Below are 21,304 nucleotides of genomic sequence, written 5' to 3'. Positions count from 1 at the left end.
TGATTTACCTTAAACTAACATTTGCTGAGCTTTTTTAAGTGCACTAAATAACGCATCAATCTCTTCTATCGTGTTATAGATAGAAAATGACGCTCTCGCGGTACCAGGAACGCCCAGACGACGCATTAATGGCTGCGCACAATGATCGCCGGTACGAATTGCAATCCCTTGTTTATCTAGAATAAAACCGATATCGGCTGGGTGGCAACCTTGCAATAAAAAGCTCAACACGCCAATTTTCTCGCTCGCATTACCAATTAATTGGAATCCCTCTAGCTCACTGGCATGTTGTAATGCCCGCGCCATCACGGCCCGCTCGTGTGCTTGCACGGCTGCGGGGTCAAATTGGCTAAACCAAGTAATGGCAGCGGCCAAGCCAATCACACCAGCGATATTGGGCGTACCTGCTTCTAATCGGTTAGGAAGGCTTCCCCACGTAGCGTCTTGATAAGTCACCTTAGCAATCATCTCACCGCCCGTTTGCCACACCGGCCAATCTTGCAATACCTCAGCTTTGCCCCAAAGTACGCCCACTCCTGTTGGACCAAAGACCTTATGACCAGAGAACGCGTAAAAATCGCAGCCAATCTCAGCGACGTTAACCCCGCCATGAGCAATGCCTTGCGCGCCATCAATTAAGACCAGTGCGCCTACTTCTTTGGCTTGTGCGGTTAATTCATGAATCGGATTAACCGTACCAAGCGCATTAGAAACGTGAGGGATTGCCACTAATTTGGTTGATGAATTCAGCAATGATGCAAATTGCTCGACATTTAGCTCACCGTTGTCTTGGATAGGCGCAACGATTAACTGAGCACCGCTTTTAAGACACGCTTGTTGCCAAGTGACTAAATTAGCGTGATGCTCCATTTCGGTAACCAAAACTTGATCGCCCGGTCGCAAACGCTGTGCCATGCCATGCGCAACAATATTAATTGACTCTGTGGTGCCGCTGGTCCAAATCACTTCGCTGCGATCAAATGCATGAATAAAGTTAGCGACTACGTCACGACCATGTTCATAACGTTGCGTTGCTTGATCCGCTAAACGGTGAACGCCACGATGGACGTTCGCATTACACTGAGTATAAAAATCGGTAATGGCTTCAATGACCGCCATCGGTTTTTGCGTGGTTGCTGCATTATCTAGGTAAACCAGTGGTTTTCCTTCAACCATCTGATTTAAAATAGGAAATTGCGCTCTAACCGCAGCCACATCAAACGAAGAGGTTTCGATCATTATCTTACCTCCATCTCTTTAAAACGAGCACTCAATATCGGTGCTAACCATTCTGCCAAAGCTTGATTTGGCATTTGGTTAATCAACTCTTGAATAAAGCCAACGTTAAGCATGACTAATGCCTGTGAACGGCCAATTCCGCGTGACATCAAATAATACAGCGCTTCTTCTTCAATTTCAGCCACCGTTGCACCGTGAGCACATTTCACATCGTCAGCGTAAATTTCTAGCTCTGGCTTAGTATTGATCTGACCACGACGTGACAAAAGTAAGTTGCGGTTATTCAGTTCGGCCAGTGTCTTTTGCGCATCACGATGGATGTGGATACGGCCATTAAACACCGCCGTTGCTTTATCACCAACAATACCGCGTACATTTTCTTCACTAGTACCATTAGGTTTTGCGTGTTCAATGGTACTGTGCAGATCAAAATGCTCCGACTCGCCCAATAGATAAACAGCATTCATTTTTGCTTGAGCATGCTCACCATTATGAATGATATCTACATCCAAACGTGACAGTTGGCTACCAAAGCCGATAACCGTGCTGTTTAGCTGAGCATAATCATTAAGCGAGAAATGCGTGCCACCAAAATACAGAGCCTGTGGGCTATTCATCAAGAATTGATAGTGCTCTAGCTCAGCATGGCAATCAAGCAAACACTCGGTGAAAGCGGTGCGTAAATTATCATCGCTGCCTTGAGCGTGCTCAATCAAGGTTAATTTGCCATGGTGACCAAGATTAACTTGCACACGATAATGGGCTTCATAGCCATGATGATTGTGATGAACGATTCGGAGCGGAGTCGTGCAATGGCACTCAGGATCAACATCGATAAACAATACATTATCAGCCAATACATCGTTCACCATACCGAATAAATGGCGTGATGGTTTGACCTGAGAAAAACGGCTCACCGCAGCTGCTTGTTGGTCAGCGGGTAGGCTTTGAGCACTGTAGATACTGACACCCTGTGGTAAATTCAGCTCGGTTACATCCGTTTGTAACTGACCGTCAACGAATACTAAGTCGATAGTTTCCAAATCGGGAATAGGTGCTAAGTTGAACGGCGCATTGCCTGATTCTAGCGACAATTCCAACTGCTCTAAACAAGAGAGTGATGTATAACGCCAAGCTTCAGTGCGTCGAGTCGGCCAGCGGGTTTGACGCAAAGCATGAAGCGCTTGTTGACGAACCGGGCTCAGCCAATCATTGGTTTTTGAGCCACGGTCTATCACTTGCTGAAGCCATTGACTCATTACTCCGCCTCCTCGTGATCTTCTAACCCAAGGAATGCGTAACCCTGTTGTTCAATTTCTCTGGCTAATGAGGCATCACCGCTTTTGACAATTTGGCCGTTGGCAAGAATGTGCACAAAGTCTGGTTCAATATAGTCCAGTAAACGCTGATAGTGAGTAATGACCACAAAACTACGCTCGGCGCTACGCTGGCTATTTACACCGTTAGCAACCACTTGCAAAGCATCAACATCCAACCCTGAATCCGACTCATCTAAAATACATAAGCTTGGCTCTAATAAAATCATTTGCATGATTTCATTACGTTTTTTCTCACCACCGGAGAAGCCTTCATTAACGCCTCGCTTCAAGAAATCGAGTGGTAATTGAACTTGCTTACTGGCTTCTTTGGCTTTTTTCAAAAACTCAGCAGCCGTCAGTGGCTCTTGGCCACGATGGGCACGCATAGCATTCACTGACTCTTTCATAAATTCCATATTGCTCACACCAGGAATTTCTACTGGGTACTGAAAGGCAAGGAATAAACCATGACGAGCACGTTCTTCAACGTCCATATCCAGTAAGCTTTGACCATGTAACATGGCTTCACCGCCCGTCACTTCGTAACCGTCGCGTCCAGACAGAACGTAGCCTAAGGTACTTTTACCCGCACCATTAGGACCCATGATGGCATGAACTTCACCAGGCTTAATATCAAGGTTTAAGCCTTTCAAAATATCTTTTTGCTCCACACGAGCGTGTAAGTTTTTAATATTTAACATGTAATTATTATCCTACTGAGCCTTCTAGGCTAATTTCAAGCAGCTTACCGGCTTCCACGGCAAACTCCATTGGCAATTCTTTAAACACTTCTTTACAGAAACCATTGACTATCATTGATACCGCTTTTTCAGTATCTAGACCTCGTTGTTGGCATAAAAACAGCTGTTCATCGCTTACTTTTGAGGTTGTCGCTTCATGCTCAACTTTAGCGGTCGGGTTACGACTCTCAATGTATGGGAAAGTGTGCGCGCCGCAGCGATCACCAATCAGTAGCGAATCACATTCGGTAAAGTTACGCGCCCCATCTGCTTTTGGCCCCATATGCACCAAACCACGATAGGTATTGTTACTCTCTCCTGCACTGATCCCTTTCGAGATAATGGTTGAGCGAGTATTTTTACCTAAATGGATCATTTTGGTTCCAGTATCGGCTTGCTGGCGATTACGTGTTAAGGCAACAGAATAAAATTCACCCACACTGTTATCCCCTTTCAAAATACAGCTTGGGTATTTCCAAGTTACTGATGAGCCCGTTTCCACTTGTGTCCACGAGATTTTCGCATTGGTCTGACATATACCACGCTTAGTCACGAAGTTATAAATACCACCTTTACCATCCTCATCACCGGGATACCAGTTTTGTACGGTCGAGTACTTAATTTGCGCGTCATCCATCGCAACCAGCTCAACCACCGCAGCATGCAGTTGGTTTTCGTCACGCTGCGGTGCAGTACAACCTTCAAGATAACTGACGTAGCTACCTTCATCAGCAATGATTAAGGTGCGTTCAAATTGACCGGTGTTTTGCTCATTGATTCGAAAATAAGTCGATAATTCCATTGGACAACGCACACCCTTTGGAATGTAAACAAATGAACCGTCAGTGAAAACAGCGCTGTTTAAAGCAGCAAAATAGTTGTCTGAACGAGGGACTACGGTACCTAAGTATTTTTTGACTAGCTCTGGGTACTCTTGTACCGCTTCGGAAATCGGACAGAAGATCACACCAGCTTCTTTTAACTTTTCTCGGAAAGTTGTTACGACAGATACCGAATCAAAAACAACATCAACCGCCACACCCGCCAACATTTCCTGTTCGTAAAGAGGGATGCCTAATTTTTCATAAACACGCAAGAGTTCAGGATCGACCTCATCAAGTGATTTAGGCTTATCTTTCATGCTCTTAGGCGCAGAATAGTAGGATATAGTCTGATAATCGATTTTGGGATAATGCACATGAGCCCACTCCGGCTCTTCCATCGTCAGCCAATTGTGGTAAGCTTTTAGCCGCCATTCTAACATCCATTCTGGTTCGTTTTTCATGGCAGAAATACGACGAATCACACTTTCATCCAAGCCTGTAGCAAAAGTTTCAGACTCAATATCAGAGACGAAGCCTGCCTCATATTTACGGGATAATGCTTCATGAATTTGTTCAGTCATAACTTCGGTTCTCGCTGATGTCTTTATTCGCTGCTGGGTCGTAGGCCTATAGTGTACCTATAATAGCGACCGCAGACGATAATCTTATGACGCAAAGATACAATACCCGAGTAAAATACTCAAGTATTAATCCTTACCTCATCACGATAATAATTTTTTATCTATTTGTTTTATATGAATTTTATGGAATTTCATCTCAAAAGTAAAAAACATTCATCAATGATTTAAACGAAGAAAAAGAACAAACCCTTTGATTTATAAACTATTTTTATTTTTAGTCATAAATCTGCTGTTCTTGGTAACGAAATAAAGTGTAAACATATAGATTTGCTTTTCGAACTCAACTGGTTATATAACAAGCTTTAATCTTTCTTATTAACCGAGTCCATCATGATAACATCTATTATTCTCATCGCTATTATCTTACTGATCGTGATGTACGCGATCGCTATTTACAACAAGCTGGTTACTTTGCGTAATCGATTTAAAAACAGTTTTGCACAAATTGAAGTTCAGCTTAAACGCCGTTATGACTTAATCCCTAATTTGGTCAGTACCGCTAAAGGCTATATGCAGCATGAGCAAGAAACATTTGAGCGTGTCATTCAGGCGCGTAATCAAGCGATTTCTGGTTTAAAAGCCGCAAGTGAAGCGCCAGAAAGTGAAACCGCCATTCAGCTACTCGGTCAAGCAGAAGGAATGCTCAAAAATGCCCTGGGACGTTTGAATGTCGTGGTTGAAGCTTACCCTGAGCTTAAAGCCAGCCAAACCATGATCCAACTACAAGAAGAGCTAACCAGCACAGAAAATAAAGTCGCTTTTGCTCGCCAAGCTTTTAATGATTCCGTCACTAGTTACAACACCTATAAACAAACCTTCCCACCGGTATTATTTGCTAATCTGTTTGGTTTCCAAAACGGTAATTTGCTTGAATTTGCTGACAGTGAAGTACTCCAAGCAGCACCTAAGGTGAGTTTTTAATGGATTTCTTTCAACATCAAGATACCGCTCGGCAACAAACTCGGCGCTTGGTGCTGTTATTTGCGTTGGCGATTTTGTCGATCACAGCCCTAATCAGCATGGGCAGCACATTCATTTACCTTAGTATCTCAAATGCCCCTTTTGACTGGCAGGCCACAGCACGATTAAGCGCCATTTGTTTTGTTGCTCTGAGTCTTGTCATTAGTTTAAGTGCTTGGTTGCGTTTATACGATCTACAAAAGCAAGGGGGCGCTAGCATTGCGGAAAGCCTAGGCGGTCAATTACTGGCCAGTGATACGACGCACCCTAAACACCGCCAACTGCTTAATGTGGTGGAAGAAATGGCCATCGCCGCTGGTATTGCAGTACCACAAGTGTATTTATTAGCCGATGAACCAGGCATTAATGCCTTTGCAGCAGGAATGCATATTGATGATGCGGTAATAGGCATTACTCAAGGTGCGCTGGATAATTTTAATCGTGATGAACTACAAGGCGTTATCGCCCATGAGTTTAGTCATATCCTCAATGGTGACATGCGCCTCAACACTCGCTTAATCGGTTTACTCTTTGGTATTACTTGCGTGGCCTATTTTGGTCACCTTATCGTTGATAGTTTGTCTCTCTCTCGGCGACGGATGAGACGCCGCTCGTCAGATTCAGACAAAGGTGTTGCTGCGTTATTTGTGCTAGGTTTGATCTGTATTGTGCTAGGTTGGCTTGGCACCTTGTTTGGTTCCATCATCAAAGCCGCGATTTCACGTCAGCGAGAGTTTCTTGCCGACGCCAGCGCGGTGCAATTTACCCGCAACGATCAAGGCATTGCTGGCGCACTAAAAAAAATCGCCGCTTCTTCTCATGGTTCAACCTTAGAATCAAAGGCCAGCAGTGAAGTCAGTCATATGATGTTTGGCCAAAGCCGTCGCGCTGGCCTTGCAGCACTGTTCGCTACTCATCCGCCCCTGGAAGAGCGCATCCGGCGAATTGAGCCATATTGGGATGGGACTATACAAAGCGCTAATGACAATCAAGCTCGCTCTTTTGCTCATTCATCCGTTAGCGGCTTTGCCGCGAGTCCACATTCTACGGCGAGCGAACCATTTTCAAGTCCGGCATCAACATCCGCTGAACTTTGCGCCAATGGCCAAGCCCTGATTAACCAATTACCTCTGCCATTACTCGATATGGCGCGCGAGCCATACAGCGCCCGCTTTGTCGCCTTTGCGCTTATCTTTGATGGCAGTGAAACGCAGCGTGATATTATCAAGCAGCATATTCCGATGGTCGCTCAGGCTAAAGTCCTACCTTGGTTAAATTATGCGATACCAGCGCACCTGCGTTTACCTTTATTGGAATTAGCCATTCCTGCGCTTAAATCACTCAGTGAAGGGCAAAGGCACCGTTTGTGTGAAGTATTACGTGAACTATCACTGACTGATCATCACTATTCTCTCGCCGAATGGTGTGTGATTAATCTTCTAGAGAAACAATTACTCGCTACATTTGGTCATACGCGTCAAAACAAATCTCTGCAGCAGTTACAAACTAGCGTCTATTGGTTACTGCGTGAACTGGCTTGGGTTTGCCATGATGAGCGACAAGGCGCACAAATCGCTTTTGAGGATGCGTTACATCATCTGAATTTGCCGGTAATTCCCCTTGAACCTGCGGAGAATAATTGGCCTTTAAGTCGAACCGCACTTGAGCTGTTGTTGCAATTAAAGACGAAAGATCGCACACAATTTGTTAAAGCCTGCCGATTAGCCATTGAATCAAATGGTAAAATCACTGTTGCTGAAGGTGAATTGTATCGCGTCATTGCCTGCTTTTTAGAGATACCTGAACCGCCGTTAAGCCTATCGTCAAAGGATAATTTGTCTTCCACTCAATCATTGTCTGATTAATTCCGTTGATTGCGTGACGAGTTAAGTTTTATAACCACTTAATTAAACTTTCTATCGCAATCAACCAATCGTTTACTTTGAGTCAAGAGCGACATAATAGCTCACCCGTAATTGGACACAACTTTGTCACGCCCCCCAAAGAGACCTCAACAATAATCGAGGGTTATTAGGCCATCTTGTTGTTATCCACTGAAGAACCATCAAATTTCATCCGAACTCTTAATATCAAGCATTGGTATCTTAAGCATGCAAAACATTCACCATGGTCATACCAGATAAAATTTTGTTTACTATTTGCACGACTTACAATATGGTACCGATCCCAACGAAAGTGTGGGAACTTATTGAGGTCTCTATGAAGCACAACATTTTATCAGCGGTAATAGGAACATTACTGCTGTCATCTTCTCCTTTGATAGCTTCTGGAACGGATTCTGATATCACCACACGTATTATTGGCGGTGAAAAAGCACAACCTAATGATTGGCCGTATATGGTTTCATTGGTTCGCACTGGTAACAATGACCCATTTTGTGGCGGTACTCTTCTTTCACAACAGCATGTACTCACTGCCGCCCATTGCGTGATTAAAAATACCGCTGATTTTGAAGTTCTGACTAACGCGTATCATATGGATAACCTATCCTCATCTACGCGCGTTGGAATAAAAAACATTTATATTCATCCAGCTTACAATAAAAATGAAAATGCTGGGTTAAATGATATTGCTATTTTAGAGCTCACCAATACTGTTGATGGTACTGCCGTAGTACGGGGGAATCATGCTGATTTTACTCAGTTGACTGATGGCTCACCAATGAAAGCTATTGGCTTTGGTAATCGTCAACACAACGGAACATATGGTTTTGATGCGCCAAAGGTTCTGCATGAAGTCTCCTTACCTTTCGTATCTATGGACGAATGTAAAAAAATAGCCACGTATAAAAACCTAAAAGGTGATGGCGTACTTTGTGCAGGTCAGGAAGGGAAGACTATCTGTCAAGGTGACAGCGGTGGCCCACTATTTTTTGATAGTAACCTAGGTGTGAAACGCCAAATGGGGATCACCAGTTTTACTAAAAAGGGATGTACTACAGCGGCCGTATTTACCAACGTTAGCCATTATCAAGATTGGATAGACGATCACATCAAGGGCCTTTCTTATCAACAACATAAAGATCTGGGTATTGTTCTATTAGGCACAAGTAGTCGTACTTTTGTCTTTACGAACAACTCTAATGAAGTTATCGAACTTAAAAATCCAACACTATTGAATAATGGCGAAATAGACCATAGCTTGACTATTCTGAGCAATTCCTGCATAGGTAATTTAGCTGTAGGTAAACAATGCGAAATTAGTCTCATCTACACATTAGAAGAGTATGGCCAAGGTCGCATGACACTTGAATTTAAATCCGATGCTTTTGCCGAAGGTAAAGTATCAGCTTGGCTAGATTATGATGCATTAAGAACTGCAACTCGAGACGTAAAAAACTACCTAGCCTTCTTACCAACACATAAAGCCTATGGTAGCGACAAGCTGTGGACCGTTGAGGGCAAGTTTTTAAGAAGTGCACAAGATCTTGAAAAGGACGAGCAATCTGAACTTATCTTGGAAAACGTTCCTCGCGGTGAGCTTAGTTTTACCTATAATATTCAGTCAGATTCTCTATTAGATTCTTTGACTATTTATATTAACGATAAATATGAGCAGAAAATTCGTATACGTAACCTTCTCACAGATGAATACACAAAACTAGGTTATCTAGCTCTTGAATTGACCAAAGAAAATAATAAAGTGCGTTTTGTTTATTCTCGTTCTGATCTCAGTCAGCAGCAAGATAGCCACATTCAGCTTTATGATATCAAACACCAAAAGCTTAAAAGCGATCTGATCAATGAAATTTTAGTAGAACAAGCCAAAAATAGTGGCGGCGGTGGTAGTATTGGATTTGGCACAGGACTGGGGTTATTTGCGCTAATGTGGATGCGTCGTTCACGGCAACAATAGCCATGATTGATTCTATTGAATATTGATAATATAAAACTAAATCAAAGCCCAAGCCGTCCGTGGATTGCTTGGGCTGCTTTTGATCTATATGAAATCGATGGTCAATAATAAACGTCGTTCGTTCGGCACATATGCTGGTGAACGGTGCACTAAGCCGTTGTTTTCGTTTCCCTCCCAGCCACTGCCTTTTAGCAATGCGACATCACCCGTCGCCATTTGATGGATAACACTCTCTTTCGCGAATAAACCGGAGCAATCATCAGGTTGGCCCAAACTGCCCGCCCCCAGTTTCGTTCTATCGAGCCCTTGGTTACTCAACCACTGCGTGGCAGAACCCGCATAAGTGGTCACCAACCGACATGGAACATGATCGACGTGAAATTTAGGACACATAGGTTTATCAAGTATCGTTAGCCGCACCCCGACCTTTTGCGCATCAAACAAACAGCAAAACATATCAACGATAAGAGCAATATCTTCACTCAATACTTTAGCACCAGCATAATCCACAAGTTTATCATGGAGCAGCTCAGCCGCATTCGCTGGGGTCACTGATAACGCTAAAGCCAATGATTTTGCTTGCTGCATCAACAATTCAATGTTGTGCTGCAACTCGGTAGATAAACCACGTTGCCATATCGCAATGTTATGCTCAGGTTGATAAATATCCGTTAAGATGCTCGGCAATGGTCCAATCGGTGCAATGGCCATCTTTTCAACCGCAACCTGTTTTAGCACTATTTCATGACTCATATCTCTCCCTCCCATCCTACAAATGGATCGGGTAAAGTCTGCCAAAGTACTTCACCAGCCAAGAAGGCTTCTTCGCTTAACAAACAGTCATCTAACGCTTTAATCATTGCCGTCTTATCTAGCCCCTGACCAATAAACACTAACTCCTGACGCTTATCGCCAAAGGGCTCTAGCCAATGTTCTTCAATCGCGGCTAAATCATCTTCATTTGTTGGCCATTGGTCTTGAGGAATAGCTTTCCAAAATAAACCAGCAAAACCATAATCTGCAATACCTCCAGCTTGATTCCACTGCCCAACCAGATCCGGACGAGAAGCTAACCAAAAATGGCCTTTCGACCGCAGTAATTTGCCAAAATCACTAGTATTATGTAAAAAACGATACAGTTTTTCAGGATGAAACGGTCGACGAGCCTGATAACTAAAACTACTGATCCCATACTCTTCTGTTTCTGGGATATGTTCACCTCTTAGCTCTTTTAACCAACCTGGCGCCTGTTGCGCACGTTCAAAGTTAAATAGCCCAGTATCTAATACTTCGGCGATATCAACTTGTCCGTTTTGGATAGGAATAATGCGAGCATGGGTATTCAACACCTTTAAAATAGAGGTCAAATGTTCGAGAGCCGTTTGAGAGACAAGATCCACCTTACTGATCAAAATAACATCAGCAAACTCAACTTGTTCAATCAATAAATCCGTTACACTACGCTCATCTTCGTCACCGAGATGCTCTCCACGCTCCTGCAATGACTCAGCCGCGTGGTAATCACGCAGAAAATTCACCGCATCGACCACAGTAACCATAGTGTCTAAGATCGCAATATTGGAAAGTGAAAACCCATCCTCATCAGCAAAAGTAAACGTCTCCGCAACCGGCAGTGGCTCAGAAATCCCTGTTGATTCAATCACCAGATTATCGAAACGCCCTTCCTTCGCCAATTGATTGACCGTCACCAACAGATCTTCACGTAGGGTGCAACAAATGCAGCCATTGCTCATTTCTACTAACGTTTCTTCTTGATGACTCAGTGACACTTCGTTTTTTAGCGTAACTGAATCAATATTGATTTCACTCATATCGTTGACGATCACCGCAACTTTCTTGCCCTGACGATTATTCAAAATATGGCTGAGCACGGTGGTTTTTCCTGCGCCAAGAAAACCAGACAGGACCGTGACCGCAAGTTTTTTCTGGTTCATAGCAGTGACTCCAAACTGAATATGAATTCGAATCAGTAACCAGAATGAACATAAGTGCACGGTAACTGATCAATGTCGTTTTCGAACTTGATAAACGGTGACTTAGTGCGGTTTAGATTGATACCACCACCAAGAAAAACCAAATGTTATAACATAACAATCTGGTTGCCAATCTTTGGTTGGAAATAAAAAATCGTTTATTAATGTGACGAGAAAGTGTCAGTGTTCATTCAAGTTAGAATGTTTACAAGAAAAGAATAGCGTTTATGGCAGGAGGTTAAGCAGTGATAAAAGAAAAACCCTGTACAAAAAAGAACCTATTCCCTTTTGTACAGGGTTCTTGACCCTTATGTTTTGCTTGTCGTTTAAAACTACCTTTGCCTTTTTGCGCCTTAACTACTCGAGTACGAAATAGCGAACTGGTGACTACGGCTTTCAGCGCATTATCTTTGATCACCCCTCGGCCATGCTCTAACGCTATTTCCTGCGTATACTCTGTATTGAGCGGCGAAAGCTAGTTGTCTTTTCTTCACCTTTTTCTTCACAGTAAACCTCACTTAAATGACACAATTATAAAATCTATTAATTAACCAAAACCTAAACTGGCAGGGCCGAAGCGTTCACCGCCAGCACTTTCAAGAATCTACCAACAGTAGCAAAAAATATAACCAACATGACTACGACCTCAAACGTCATGAGTATATCAAAAATTAGCATAATAACGATAGACAGTCTGAGACAGGGTAATTCTGCTTTGGTGAACGGCATTTCATCACTTATAGTACAACTCTGAACTTTATAGCCAGCGCTTGGCAAGCGTCGATAATAAGGAAAATACAATGGCTGAACGCATTGAAAGCCTAGATTTTATCCGAGGGGTTGCCGTTCTCGGTATACTGTTTATGAACATCATGGCAATGGCAACCCCTATTGAGGCCTATTATAGCCCTTTTTGGCGTGAAGGTTTATCAACATGGGAAGTGCCTTTTTATCACCTACAAAGCCTGTTGTTCGAGAGCCGCTTTATGTCGATCTTCAGCCTGCTGTTTGGTGTGGGATTGTATATTCAGTATCAAAGTGCGCTAGCAAAAAACCTTCCTGTACAGGCCAGGTTGTCGTCACGGCTACGTTGGTTATTATTATTTGGCCTTTTGCATGGTTTTTTACTTTTTGAGGGCGATATTTTAACTCTATACGCATGCTGTGGTTTTTTACTCATTCGTTTACTTGCTCTTAGCAACAAAAAGCAGTTTATTCTCGCATTGCTTCTAATAGGCTTAGGCCAAATGTTAATGCTGGGGTTCGTTGCCCTACTACTATATCACGACATCCCGATTTTCACCGCAGAGTTACCCTTGAGTGGAACTGCCCTCACAACACTCCAACAAACATGGACAAGCTATCCAGATCGCCTACTTGCCCAAGCAATTAACTTTACTCAATTCTTATTATTTATCCCATTAACCGTGCTTTGGTATAACACTGGCTTAATGCTGATCGGTATTTTGCTGTACAAAAACGGCTTCTTTCAACAAAGTCGCTGGCTACCTTGGGGACTTGGCTGCTTACTACTCGGATTAATTTTAGGATGGGGTGTACAGCAGCTACGGATAACATTCGGGCTGAGCTTGGACGTTGGCTTCTCAACGATACTTTTGATGATGTTGACGGGCTTGCTCTCAGCGATTGGTTACTGCTCATTACTGATGTTATTCGCCAACCATCACCATGTGTTGGTTCGCTTATTAAAGCAAGTCGGCAGAATGGCCTTTACGCTTTATATATTACAAAGCGTCATGGTTTATCTGATCTTTGTATGGCTCGCTCCACAGTTATGGGGCCAACTCGGTAGGCCAGAGCTGATGGCCTTAGTCATTGTGTTAACCGTTTTTCAAATATGGTTTGCTGATTTCTGGCAGCAGCGCTACGGGCAAGGCCCTTTGGAAAGAGGCTGGCGATATTTAGCCTATCGACGGTTTAGATAACCTTTGTACGTCTTTAAACTTGAATATGGCGAAATTATTCGCCATATTGACCCGTCAAGTAATACCTGAACAAAGCTCAATTTTCGAAAAATCTAGGTGTTACTCTAGACAAGCGCTTTTACGACAATTTATGGAACGCTACGAAATCGTCACTCATTGATTTGAGAATCTTTAGATAAGAAAAAAGACGCCTTTGGACGTCTTTTAACATGAATGTGGCGGTGAGTGAGAGATTCGAACTCTCGGTACGTTGCCGTACACACACTTTCCAGGCGTGCTCCTTCAGCCACTCGGACAACTCACCGTAATATGCTAGCATGTTGTGCTAACGAGGCGCTAATTTAATGATATTCATTAATAGGGTCAAGCAGAAATCTGAAAAAAACTCATATCTTGACTTGTTTGGCTAATTATTGCCTCATTTGTTCAAAAACCCCTCATCAGTCTCCTTGAAGCTCGCATTGATCGTACGTTTAGAGTTAAGATAACTTCACTTTTTGCTGTTGACTATGAGGCTTTACTTTGACCTTAAACGATATTCTAAGCGCTGCAGATTTAGAAGATAAACTTCTTAATGAAGCGAAAACCCAAGGCTTTATTACTGCCATGGCCCTCGCGCCGAATGTTCTTCCTCCTTCAGAATGGTTGCCATTTTTGTGGGGTGGTGATGATACGGCCCCTTTTAGTGATGCAAAGCAGATGGAAAGCTATTTTGGGTTGATTATCCGTTTATGGAATGAATATCGCCCTGCTCTTTTAGACAGCAGTTGGACTTGGCCTGAGGGATGTGAACTGGATGAAGAAGATATCGTCACACAGAATACTCGTGATTTCTGTGAAGGAGTTTTACAGGGCTGGCAATTAACACGTGATGATTGGGAAGTGTTGATGCCAGAAAATAGCCAAGAGAATACTCTGATGGGTGGTGTATTGTTATCGTTGAGCATGTTGTACGATCCAGAAACGTCTTTGGCCACCTTAGCTGAACAAGGCATGAACGATTTAGATCAGTTTACTGAAATCTATAACGCGATTCCTGTGATGCTATGTGGTTTAACTCAGCGCGCCGTCGATTTAGCAGAGTCCGACTCTCAATAACCACGCCAGCAATCACGACCATCTAAAGCATTAACTCAAAAAAACCGCCAGTCGCAACTGACGGTTTTTTCGTTAAGCATTACCTTGTACTTGGCGATTGAGCTGCTCAGCAAAATCAAGCATACGATTTAACGGAATCAGTGATTTTACTCGTATCGCTTCGTCAACAAACACCTCATGTTCACAGCCGCCTTCAAGTAGGGCTTGTTCAATTGCTTTTAGGCCGTTCATTGCCATCCACGGGCAATGTGCACAGCTGCGGCAGGTGGCTCCAGCGCCGGCGGTTGGTGCTTCAATTAGCTCTTTTTCTGGCACCATCTGTTGCATTTTAAAGAAGATGCCTTTATCCGTCGCCACGATCATTTTTGACTGTGGTAAGGTTTTCGCCGCTTTGATTAATTGACTGGTCGAGCCAACCGCATCAGCGAGTTCAACCACACTGGCCGGAGATTCTGGGTGAACGAGAATCGCAGCATCTGGATACAAGGCTTTCATTTTACGTAAGGCATCAGCAGAAAACTCATCATGCACCACGCACTCACCTTGCCACAAGAGCATTTCTGCTCCGGTTTTTTTGGCAATATAAGCGCCAAGGTGACGATCGGGACCCCAGATTATCTTTTTATCTTGTGAATCAAGATGTTCAACAATATCTAAGGCAATACTCGAGGTGACCACCCAATCAGCACGTGCTTTCACGGCCGCAGAAGTATTAGCGTATACCACAACGGTATGATCTGGATGGGCATCGCAAAATTCGGTGAATTTATCGGCCGGACAACCTAAATCAAGTGAACACTCGGCTTTTAAGGTTGGCATCAGAATCCGCTTTTCTGGGGTCAGTATTTTCGCTGACTCCCCCATAAAACGCACACCAGCAATGATCAGTGTCGTCGCAGAATGACGATTACCAAATTTAGCCATTTCAAGTGAGTCGCCGACAAAACCGCCCGTCTCTTCTGCTAAGGCTTGAATTTCTGGGTCAGTATAGTAATGGGCGATCAGTACTGCATCTTTCTCTTTTAGTAACTGCTTAATACTTGCTAAATAAGCCGTTTTCTCCATCTCACTAAGAGGAATAGGCTTCGCTGGGAAAGGGTAAACGGTGTCTATTTTATCCAGTATGTGACTCATTGCTCTGCTCTATGGATCATTGTAATAATCCAGACATTGTACACTGTATCGGTCATCGGACACAAAAAAACCAACTAAGCACCATATAGTATACAGAATAAAAAGCCACTCCGAAGAGTGGCTCAGCATTATCAGGGTGATATAAACACGTTACTTTAATTTATCCTGAGCAGCTTTCGCCGAAGCACTATTCGGATATTCATTAATTACTTGCTGATAATATTTTTTTGCTTGAGCCGTATTATTATTACGCGCAGCGATATCACCGAGCTTGACTAAAGCATCAGCGCGCTTATTCGAATCTGAATAGCTTAATACCGCCGCAAAACTTTTCGCTGATTGTTGATCTTGACGCTTGGCGAAATGTAACTGACCAAGCCAGTAGTGGGCATTTGCCGCAAAACTGGAATCCGGATAATCAGCTTGGAATTTTTCAAATGCAGCTATCGCACCAGCGTAATCACGCTTTTTTAAAATTAAATCCACAGCGTTCTGATAAGCCGCTTGCTCGTTCACATCGCTACTAAAAGTGCCTAGTGGCAGTTCATCACTTTGATTGGCAGCGATGGCATCTGCAGATGGCGATTGTTTAGCTGCACTACGTAAATTATCGAGCTCAACAAACAGTTCACGCTGGCGCTGCAACATTTGCTGCATATCGTAAGTATTTCTTTCTAGTTGCCCACGGAGCTCATTAATTTCTAGTGCCATTTCGTCGAGTTGCTGCTGCATTTGCAACTGCATACGGTTGCGATTTTCAAGCAAACGTTCTAAACGGGCAACATCACCTTCATTTGGCACGGCGCGGTTAGCCGACGTTGAGACTGAACGCTGACTAAGATCGGATACTGGAGCTGGTGCAGCGAGCGTAATGCTCGCTGCACTTGCCAGTAACGTAAGCGTAAAAACTTGCTTTAAGTTACTGAACATGAGGGATACCTCAATTAGTAAACAAGAACAGCTCGGCGGTTCTTCGCGTAAGCTTCTTCAGTTTGACCTAGAACCAATGGTTTTTCTTCACCATAGCTCACGATCGAAATTTGATTGGCTTGTACACCTAGAGCCTCTAAATATTTGGCTACGGCGTTAGCACGACGCTCACCAAGTGCAATGTTGTATTCTGGCGTACCGCGCTCATCAGCGTGGCCTTCTACCGTCACTTTTAGACTCGGGTTTTTGCTTAGGTAAGCAGCATGAGCTGCAAGCATTTCTTCGTAACTACGTGCGATAGTGGCATTGTCAAATGCAAAATAAATGGTTTGTGTTTCACGAAGTGCTTGTTCTTTAAGCTCTTGCTCTGACAACTGCCCATACTCACCAATTGGAGAAACAACGGTGGTGTCTACACTACCCGCGCTACCAGACGTTGTTTGGTTAGTCTGTGAACCTGATGCTGATGCGGCATCATCACTTGAGCTACATGCAGTAATAGCTAAAACAGGTAGCGCAATTAGGAGTCCCTTGAGAACTTTATTAAGTTGCATCTTATTTTCCTTACTATGAAATAGTTAGTTGCTAAATTATATGTTGGCTATAAAAACGGAGACCACGCTGGCGATCTAACTCGTCCATTGGTTGCCGGTAACCTTGCTTTAAATCGCCCATCAATAGAAACCATCGATAAGACGTTGGCTTGATTATACATCGAACTATAAATAACCATGCCACCATTTGGAGCAATACTTGGAGACTCATCTAACAAAGTTTGTGTTAACACTTGTAATGCACCAGTCTCAAGATCTTGTTTGGCGATATGAAAGCCTGAATTACTTCGATTAACCATGATCATGAATCGGCCATCCGGTGTGATCTGCCCACCAAGATTCTGCCGTCCTTGCCATGTCAATCGGTCCACCGCCTGATTTGCCAAATTTACTCGATAAATCTGCGGGTTACCACCCCTATCTGAGGTAAATATGAGCGACTTACCATCCGGGTGCCAAAATGGTTCGGTATTATTTGAACGGCCATGAGTAATTTGTGTCAGCTTACGAGAAGCCAAATCAAGCGTATAGATTTGCAGCGTCCCAGTTTTCGACAGAACTAATGCCAGTGTTTTACCATCTGGAGAAAACCTCGGTGCACCGTTATGCCTTGGGTATGAGGTTAATTTTTCACGTTCCCCAGTGTAGATATCCATAATAAATATCTCAGCTTGACCATTTTGAAAACTAACATACGCCAACTGGCGGCCGTCAGGTGACCACGCTGGAGACATCAATGGCTGTTTAGAACGCAGCACTAAGCGCTCGTTATAACCATCATAATCGGCAACACGTAATTGATAAGGGAAAGAATCTTTATCATTGACGACAACATAAGCGATACGCGTTAGAAAAGCGCCTTTTTCACCGGTTAGTTCTTCATAAACCAGATCAGAGATACGATGCGCATATTCACGCATCCGTGGCGCAGGCACCGTAGCGACTTTGTTAAATAACACATGATCTTTAGACAGCACAAGCTGCCCATCAGCACTTAACGCTCGGCTTTGTCCTTGAGTCAACTGGCCACGAACCACGTCAACTAACTGATAATTAATAACATAATTACCTTGTTGATTGAGAGTAATTGAACCTGTCAATAATGCATCAACACCAATACGTGTCCATGCATCGAATGTAACCTCAGTTTCACTGTAAGGTGTTTGTGGCATTCTATCGGTGGCAATGGGACTAAACTTACCACTGCGTTGTAAATCAGAAGCTATCACCGCCGAAATATCTTCCGGCAGTGGTGTTTTTCCTTCCCATTTAAAAGGAACAATGGCAATTGGACGAGCAGAATTAATACCGTCGGTAATCACCAACTCTAATGCCCCATAGGCAAGTTGCATACTACTGGTGAAAACCAGTAACCATCCTATTATTAATCGCTTTAACACAAACAGTTCCTTTTACTCAGGTGCTACAGTTAAATTAATGTTTTTCAGCCTTTCAATAAGATCCTTTTCATCGGCGGTAGGAAGAGGAAAACTACCAACTTTTGCTACCGCTCTCTTAGTGGCTGCACACAGCCGATTGTCGCCGTTGAGTACTTGAACGTCACCGACTATAGCATCGGCACCAGTAGGAATGAGACGTAGATTAACTCGACACTGTCTCCCCCGAAAACTGTCTTCAAGCAACAGGTTTTGTTGGATCATTTGGGTATAAATTGCTCCCCAACGCTGCGCCTCATTGGCAATATGTTGTGATCGAGCTGCAGAGATACTTTGTGCTTCACTCTCCAGACCAGAAAAAATGCTGTTCATCGCCGCTTCTTGTTCTTTGCGCTCACGCTCTAGTCGAGCCAAACGCTGCTGTTCTTGTCGAGCTTTTTCTGCCGCCTCTTTAGCGGCTTTTTCTTTGGCAATTCGTTCTTGTTCAGCGCGTTTTGCCGCTTCTTGTTCTTGGCGTGCCTTTTCTTGCGCAGCCTGGGCTGCTTTCTCACGAGCAACACGCTCTTGTTCTGCTTTCGCCGCCGCAGCTTCTCTTGCTACTCGCTCAGCTTCGGCTTTTTTGGCCGCTTGCTCTGTAGCTTTACGTTGCGCTTCAGCTCTTGCAGCACGTTCTTGCTCTTGACGTGCTTTCTCTTCAGCCGCTTGACGTTGTTGCTCTTGCTGTTGACGAACACGTTCGGCTTCTCGAGCCGCTTGTGCTTCTCGCGCTTGCTGCTCTTTCAGTTGACGAATACGTTCTTCTTCGGCTTTTCGGTTACGCTCGAGCTGTTCTGTCTCACGACGCAGTTTATCTAGCCGCTCTTGCTCTTGTTTTGCCGCGGCCTCGCGCTGATTACGTATCTGCTGTGCTTGTTGTTGAATCAAGCTCGGATCAATGACAACGGCTTGCATCATGGCACCAGCTGAAGGCGTTTCTGGTTTTGACTGTGTAAAATCCGCTCCCCAAAAAAGCACCACGACCAAAACAACATGAAGCGCAACCGAAATCAGCCATGGTTTTTTATCGGCACGTTGCAATGTTTTTTTTGCTTTCATTAGCAATGGCAAACCTATTATTTTATGTCTGTTAATAGACCGACTTTTGCAACACCGGCTCGACTTAATTCATCTAAGACTAAAACGATTTCCGCATATGGTGTCGCAGCATCTCCCCCAACAGCAACAGGTGAATCCGGTTTTAATGATAACTCTGCTTTTACTCGAACAATCAAATCTTGTAATGAAAGTCCGCGTTGCATTTCTTCATCATTGACACTTAATCCTAAGTTACCCGTTTGATCAACCTCAACAATGATAAAGCTTGCTTCACTGTCGCCAGCAAGCTCTGCCGTTGATTGAGCAATGGTCGTTCTTGGTAACTCAACTTCTACCCCTTGAGTAATAAAAGGTGAAGTCACCATAAAGATGATCAACAACACCAACATGACATCGATATAGGGTACAACGTTGATCTCTGCTGTCATCTTCCGTTTCTTCGGTTGATAGCCAGTCATAGGTTATTCCCTACCCGCCATCGCTTGGCGGTGTAAAATACTGTGGAACTCTTCAGAAAACGTAGCATAGGTATGCTCTAGTTTAGTCACTTTACTGCTGAATCGGTTGTAGGCGATGACAGCAGGAATCGCAGCAAATAAACCCATTGCGGTAGCGACTAAAGCTTCAGCAATACCTGGGGCCACCATCGCTAACGTAGCCTGTTTAACAGCACCTAATGCGATAAAGGCGTGCATAATTCCCCAGACCGTCCCAAATAAGCCGATATAAGGCGTAATTGAACCAACTGTGGCTAAAAAGGGCAAATGCGCTTCTAGATCGTCAACTTCACGCGCTACCGTCACTCTCATCGTCCGCCCAGTACCTTCCATAATATAATCTGGCGCATTGGCATTACTTTTGTGCAAACGAGCAAACTCGGTAAAGCCACTGTAAAAAATCTCTTCGGTACCTTCTAGCGTATCTTTACGCTTTTTAACTTCTTGATACAAAACAGACAAATCGGTACCTGACCAAAATTTATCTTCAAATTCTTCCGCTTGGCGTTCCGCTTGTGCCAATGCTTTATGACGTTTAATAATCACCGCCCAAGATGCAACCGACATACCTAGAAGAATTAACATCACCAATTTAACCAGTAAACTGGCTTGTAAAAATAGATCGAGCATTGAAATATCAGCAGTCACTATGAGTAAACTCCAAAATCATTGATTGAGGCAATCCAGTCGGCCTCATTTTCTGGTTATCGATACATGCTACCTTAACTAAGGCTTTACACAATAGCTGACCGTTAGGATTGACCAGCTCTTGACAGAAAGTTAAAGAGGCTTTTTTAAGTTCAACGACCGAGGTTTTTACGGTTAATTGATCATCCAAACGTGCAGCACGAATGAAATCAACATTTGCTGTTCGGACCACGAAACCAATATTTTGTTCCAATAATCGCTGTTGAGAAAAACCAAACGCACGCAGTATTTCCGTGCGTGCACGCTCAAAAAACTTCAGATAATTGGCATGATAAACCACACCACCAGCATCTGTGTCCTCATAATAGACCGTTATCGGCCAGTCAAAAACTTGCCCCATAATGCTAAGTTG

The 21,304-nt window shown here is 43.7% G+C and carries 20 protein-coding genes and 1 tRNA gene; 5 read left to right on the top strand and 16 right to left on the bottom strand.

Going from position 1 to position 21,304, the window contains the following annotated elements; all coding sequences use genetic code 11:
- Positions 1-9: 9 nt before the first annotated feature.
- Genes AACS00_RS04885 through sufB form a run of 4 tightly spaced genes read right to left on the bottom strand, consistent with a single transcriptional unit; the run spans position 10 to position 4,703 of the window.
- Positions 10-1,239: an aminotransferase class V-fold PLP-dependent enzyme gene (locus AACS00_RS04885; protein WP_110166673.1), complete on the bottom strand. Its 1,230-nt coding sequence runs from the start codon at positions 1,237-1,239 to the stop codon at positions 10-12.
- On the bottom strand, positions 1,239-2,498 hold the full coding sequence (gene sufD / locus AACS00_RS04880; protein WP_110166672.1) for a Fe-S cluster assembly protein SufD: 1,260 nt from the start codon (positions 2,496-2,498) through the stop codon (positions 1,239-1,241). The genes AACS00_RS04885 and sufD overlap by 1 nt, the downstream gene beginning before the upstream one ends.
- The gene (gene sufC / locus AACS00_RS04875) at positions 2,498-3,259 is read right to left on the bottom strand and encodes a Fe-S cluster assembly ATPase SufC (RefSeq protein WP_072669650.1); all 762 of its coding nucleotides are present in this window, start codon (positions 3,257-3,259) and stop codon (positions 2,498-2,500) included. The genes sufD and sufC overlap by 1 nt, the downstream gene beginning before the upstream one ends.
- Positions 3,260-3,266: 7 nt before the next feature.
- Positions 3,267-4,703 (bottom strand): Fe-S cluster assembly protein SufB, encoded by a 1,437-nt coding sequence (gene sufB / locus AACS00_RS04870; RefSeq protein WP_072669651.1) that lies wholly within the window; start codon positions 4,701-4,703, stop codon positions 3,267-3,269.
- A 390-nt stretch (positions 4,704-5,093) separates the two neighbouring features.
- On the opposite strand from sufB, the gene AACS00_RS04865 reads away from it, so the two are divergent.
- From AACS00_RS04865 to AACS00_RS04855, 3 genes are all read left to right on the top strand, one after another.
- Positions 5,094-5,684 carry a LemA family protein gene (locus AACS00_RS04865; RefSeq protein WP_110166671.1) on the top strand — a complete coding sequence of 197 codons (591 nt, stop codon included), beginning with the start codon at positions 5,094-5,096 and terminating at the stop codon, positions 5,682-5,684.
- On the top strand, positions 5,684-7,588 hold the full coding sequence (locus AACS00_RS04860; protein ID WP_110166670.1) for a M48 family metallopeptidase: 1,905 nt from the start codon (positions 5,684-5,686) through the stop codon (positions 7,586-7,588). The genes AACS00_RS04865 and AACS00_RS04860 overlap by 1 nt, the downstream gene beginning before the upstream one ends.
- Positions 7,589-7,943: 355 nt before the next feature.
- Positions 7,944-9,599 (top strand): S1 family peptidase, encoded by a 1,656-nt coding sequence (locus tag AACS00_RS04855; protein WP_181397463.1) that lies wholly within the window; start codon positions 7,944-7,946, stop codon positions 9,597-9,599.
- 84 nt (positions 9,600-9,683) lie between these two features.
- On the opposite strand, the gene AACS00_RS04850 is transcribed toward AACS00_RS04855, so the two are convergent.
- From AACS00_RS04850 to AACS00_RS04840, 3 genes are all read right to left on the bottom strand, one after another.
- Entirely contained in the window at positions 9,684-10,352 is a 669-nt protein-coding gene (locus AACS00_RS04850; protein WP_072669655.1) for a DUF1826 domain-containing protein, read from the bottom strand.
- Positions 10,349-11,554: a zinc metallochaperone GTPase ZigA gene (gene zigA / locus AACS00_RS04845; RefSeq protein ID WP_072669656.1), complete on the bottom strand. Its 1,206-nt coding sequence runs from the start codon at positions 11,552-11,554 to the stop codon at positions 10,349-10,351. The genes AACS00_RS04850 and zigA overlap by 4 nt, the downstream gene beginning before the upstream one ends.
- A 277-nt stretch (positions 11,555-11,831) precedes the next feature.
- Positions 11,832-12,035, bottom strand: coding sequence for an alternative ribosome-rescue factor A (locus tag AACS00_RS04840; protein WP_110166668.1), 204 nt, complete (start codon positions 12,033-12,035; stop codon positions 11,832-11,834).
- A gap of 358 nt (positions 12,036-12,393) precedes the next feature.
- On the opposite strand from AACS00_RS04840, the gene AACS00_RS04835 reads away from it, so the two are divergent.
- A complete protein-coding gene (locus AACS00_RS04835) occupies positions 12,394-13,539 on the top strand; it encodes a DUF418 domain-containing protein (RefSeq protein ID WP_072669657.1) in 1,146 nt (381 codons plus the stop codon).
- Between the two features lie 216 nt (positions 13,540-13,755).
- Here AACS00_RS04835 and AACS00_RS04830 read toward each other — a convergent pair.
- Positions 13,756-13,843, bottom strand: a tRNA-Ser gene (locus AACS00_RS04830).
- 218 nt (positions 13,844-14,061) lie between these two features.
- Between AACS00_RS04830 and AACS00_RS04825 the strand changes: the two genes are divergently transcribed.
- On the top strand, positions 14,062-14,637 hold the full coding sequence (locus tag AACS00_RS04825; RefSeq protein ID WP_110166667.1) for a UPF0149 family protein: 576 nt from the start codon (positions 14,062-14,064) through the stop codon (positions 14,635-14,637).
- Positions 14,638-14,709: 72 nt separating this feature from the next.
- Here AACS00_RS04825 and nadA read toward each other — a convergent pair whose 3' ends face one another.
- The 8 genes from nadA to ybgC form a co-directional block, all read right to left on the bottom strand.
- A complete protein-coding gene (nadA, locus tag AACS00_RS04820) occupies positions 14,710-15,771 on the bottom strand; it encodes a quinolinate synthase NadA (RefSeq protein WP_110166666.1) in 1,062 nt (353 codons plus the stop codon).
- 150 nt (positions 15,772-15,921) lie between these two features.
- Complete coding sequence (ybgF, locus tag AACS00_RS04815; protein WP_072669660.1) at positions 15,922-16,701, bottom strand: tol-pal system protein YbgF; 780 nt, start codon at positions 16,699-16,701, stop codon at positions 15,922-15,924.
- Positions 16,702-16,715: 14 nt separating this feature from the next.
- Complete coding sequence (gene pal / locus AACS00_RS04810) at positions 16,716-17,255, bottom strand: peptidoglycan-associated lipoprotein Pal (protein ID WP_072669661.1); 540 nt, start codon at positions 17,253-17,255, stop codon at positions 16,716-16,718.
- A gap of 47 nt (positions 17,256-17,302) precedes the next feature.
- Positions 17,303-18,607, bottom strand: coding sequence for a Tol-Pal system beta propeller repeat protein TolB (tolB, locus tag AACS00_RS04805; RefSeq protein WP_375152940.1), 1,305 nt, complete (start codon positions 18,605-18,607; stop codon positions 17,303-17,305).
- 60 nt (positions 18,608-18,667) lie between these two features.
- Entirely contained in the window at positions 18,668-19,747 is a 1,080-nt protein-coding gene (tolA, locus tag AACS00_RS04800) for a cell envelope integrity protein TolA (protein ID WP_110166665.1), read from the bottom strand.
- Between the two features lie 17 nt (positions 19,748-19,764).
- A complete protein-coding gene (locus AACS00_RS04795) occupies positions 19,765-20,205 on the bottom strand; it encodes an ExbD/TolR family protein (RefSeq protein WP_110166664.1) in 441 nt (146 codons plus the stop codon).
- A gap of 3 nt (positions 20,206-20,208) precedes the next feature.
- A complete protein-coding gene (gene tolQ / locus AACS00_RS04790; protein ID WP_072669665.1) occupies positions 20,209-20,892 on the bottom strand; it encodes a protein TolQ in 684 nt (227 codons plus the stop codon).
- Positions 20,882-21,292, bottom strand: coding sequence for a tol-pal system-associated acyl-CoA thioesterase (ybgC, locus tag AACS00_RS04785; RefSeq protein WP_072669666.1), 411 nt, complete (start codon positions 21,290-21,292; stop codon positions 20,882-20,884). The genes tolQ and ybgC overlap by 11 nt, the downstream gene beginning before the upstream one ends.
- Positions 21,293-21,304: the final 12 nt, after the last annotated feature.

The sequence above is a fragment of the Vibrio sp. 11986-1-5 genome (assembly GCF_963878025.1).
GTDB classification, from domain to species: domain Bacteria; phylum Pseudomonadota; class Gammaproteobacteria; order Enterobacterales; family Vibrionaceae; genus Vibrio; species Vibrio injensis.
Note: the sequence above shows the minus strand (reverse complement) of the source record. Positions and strands in the feature narration are given on the sequence as shown.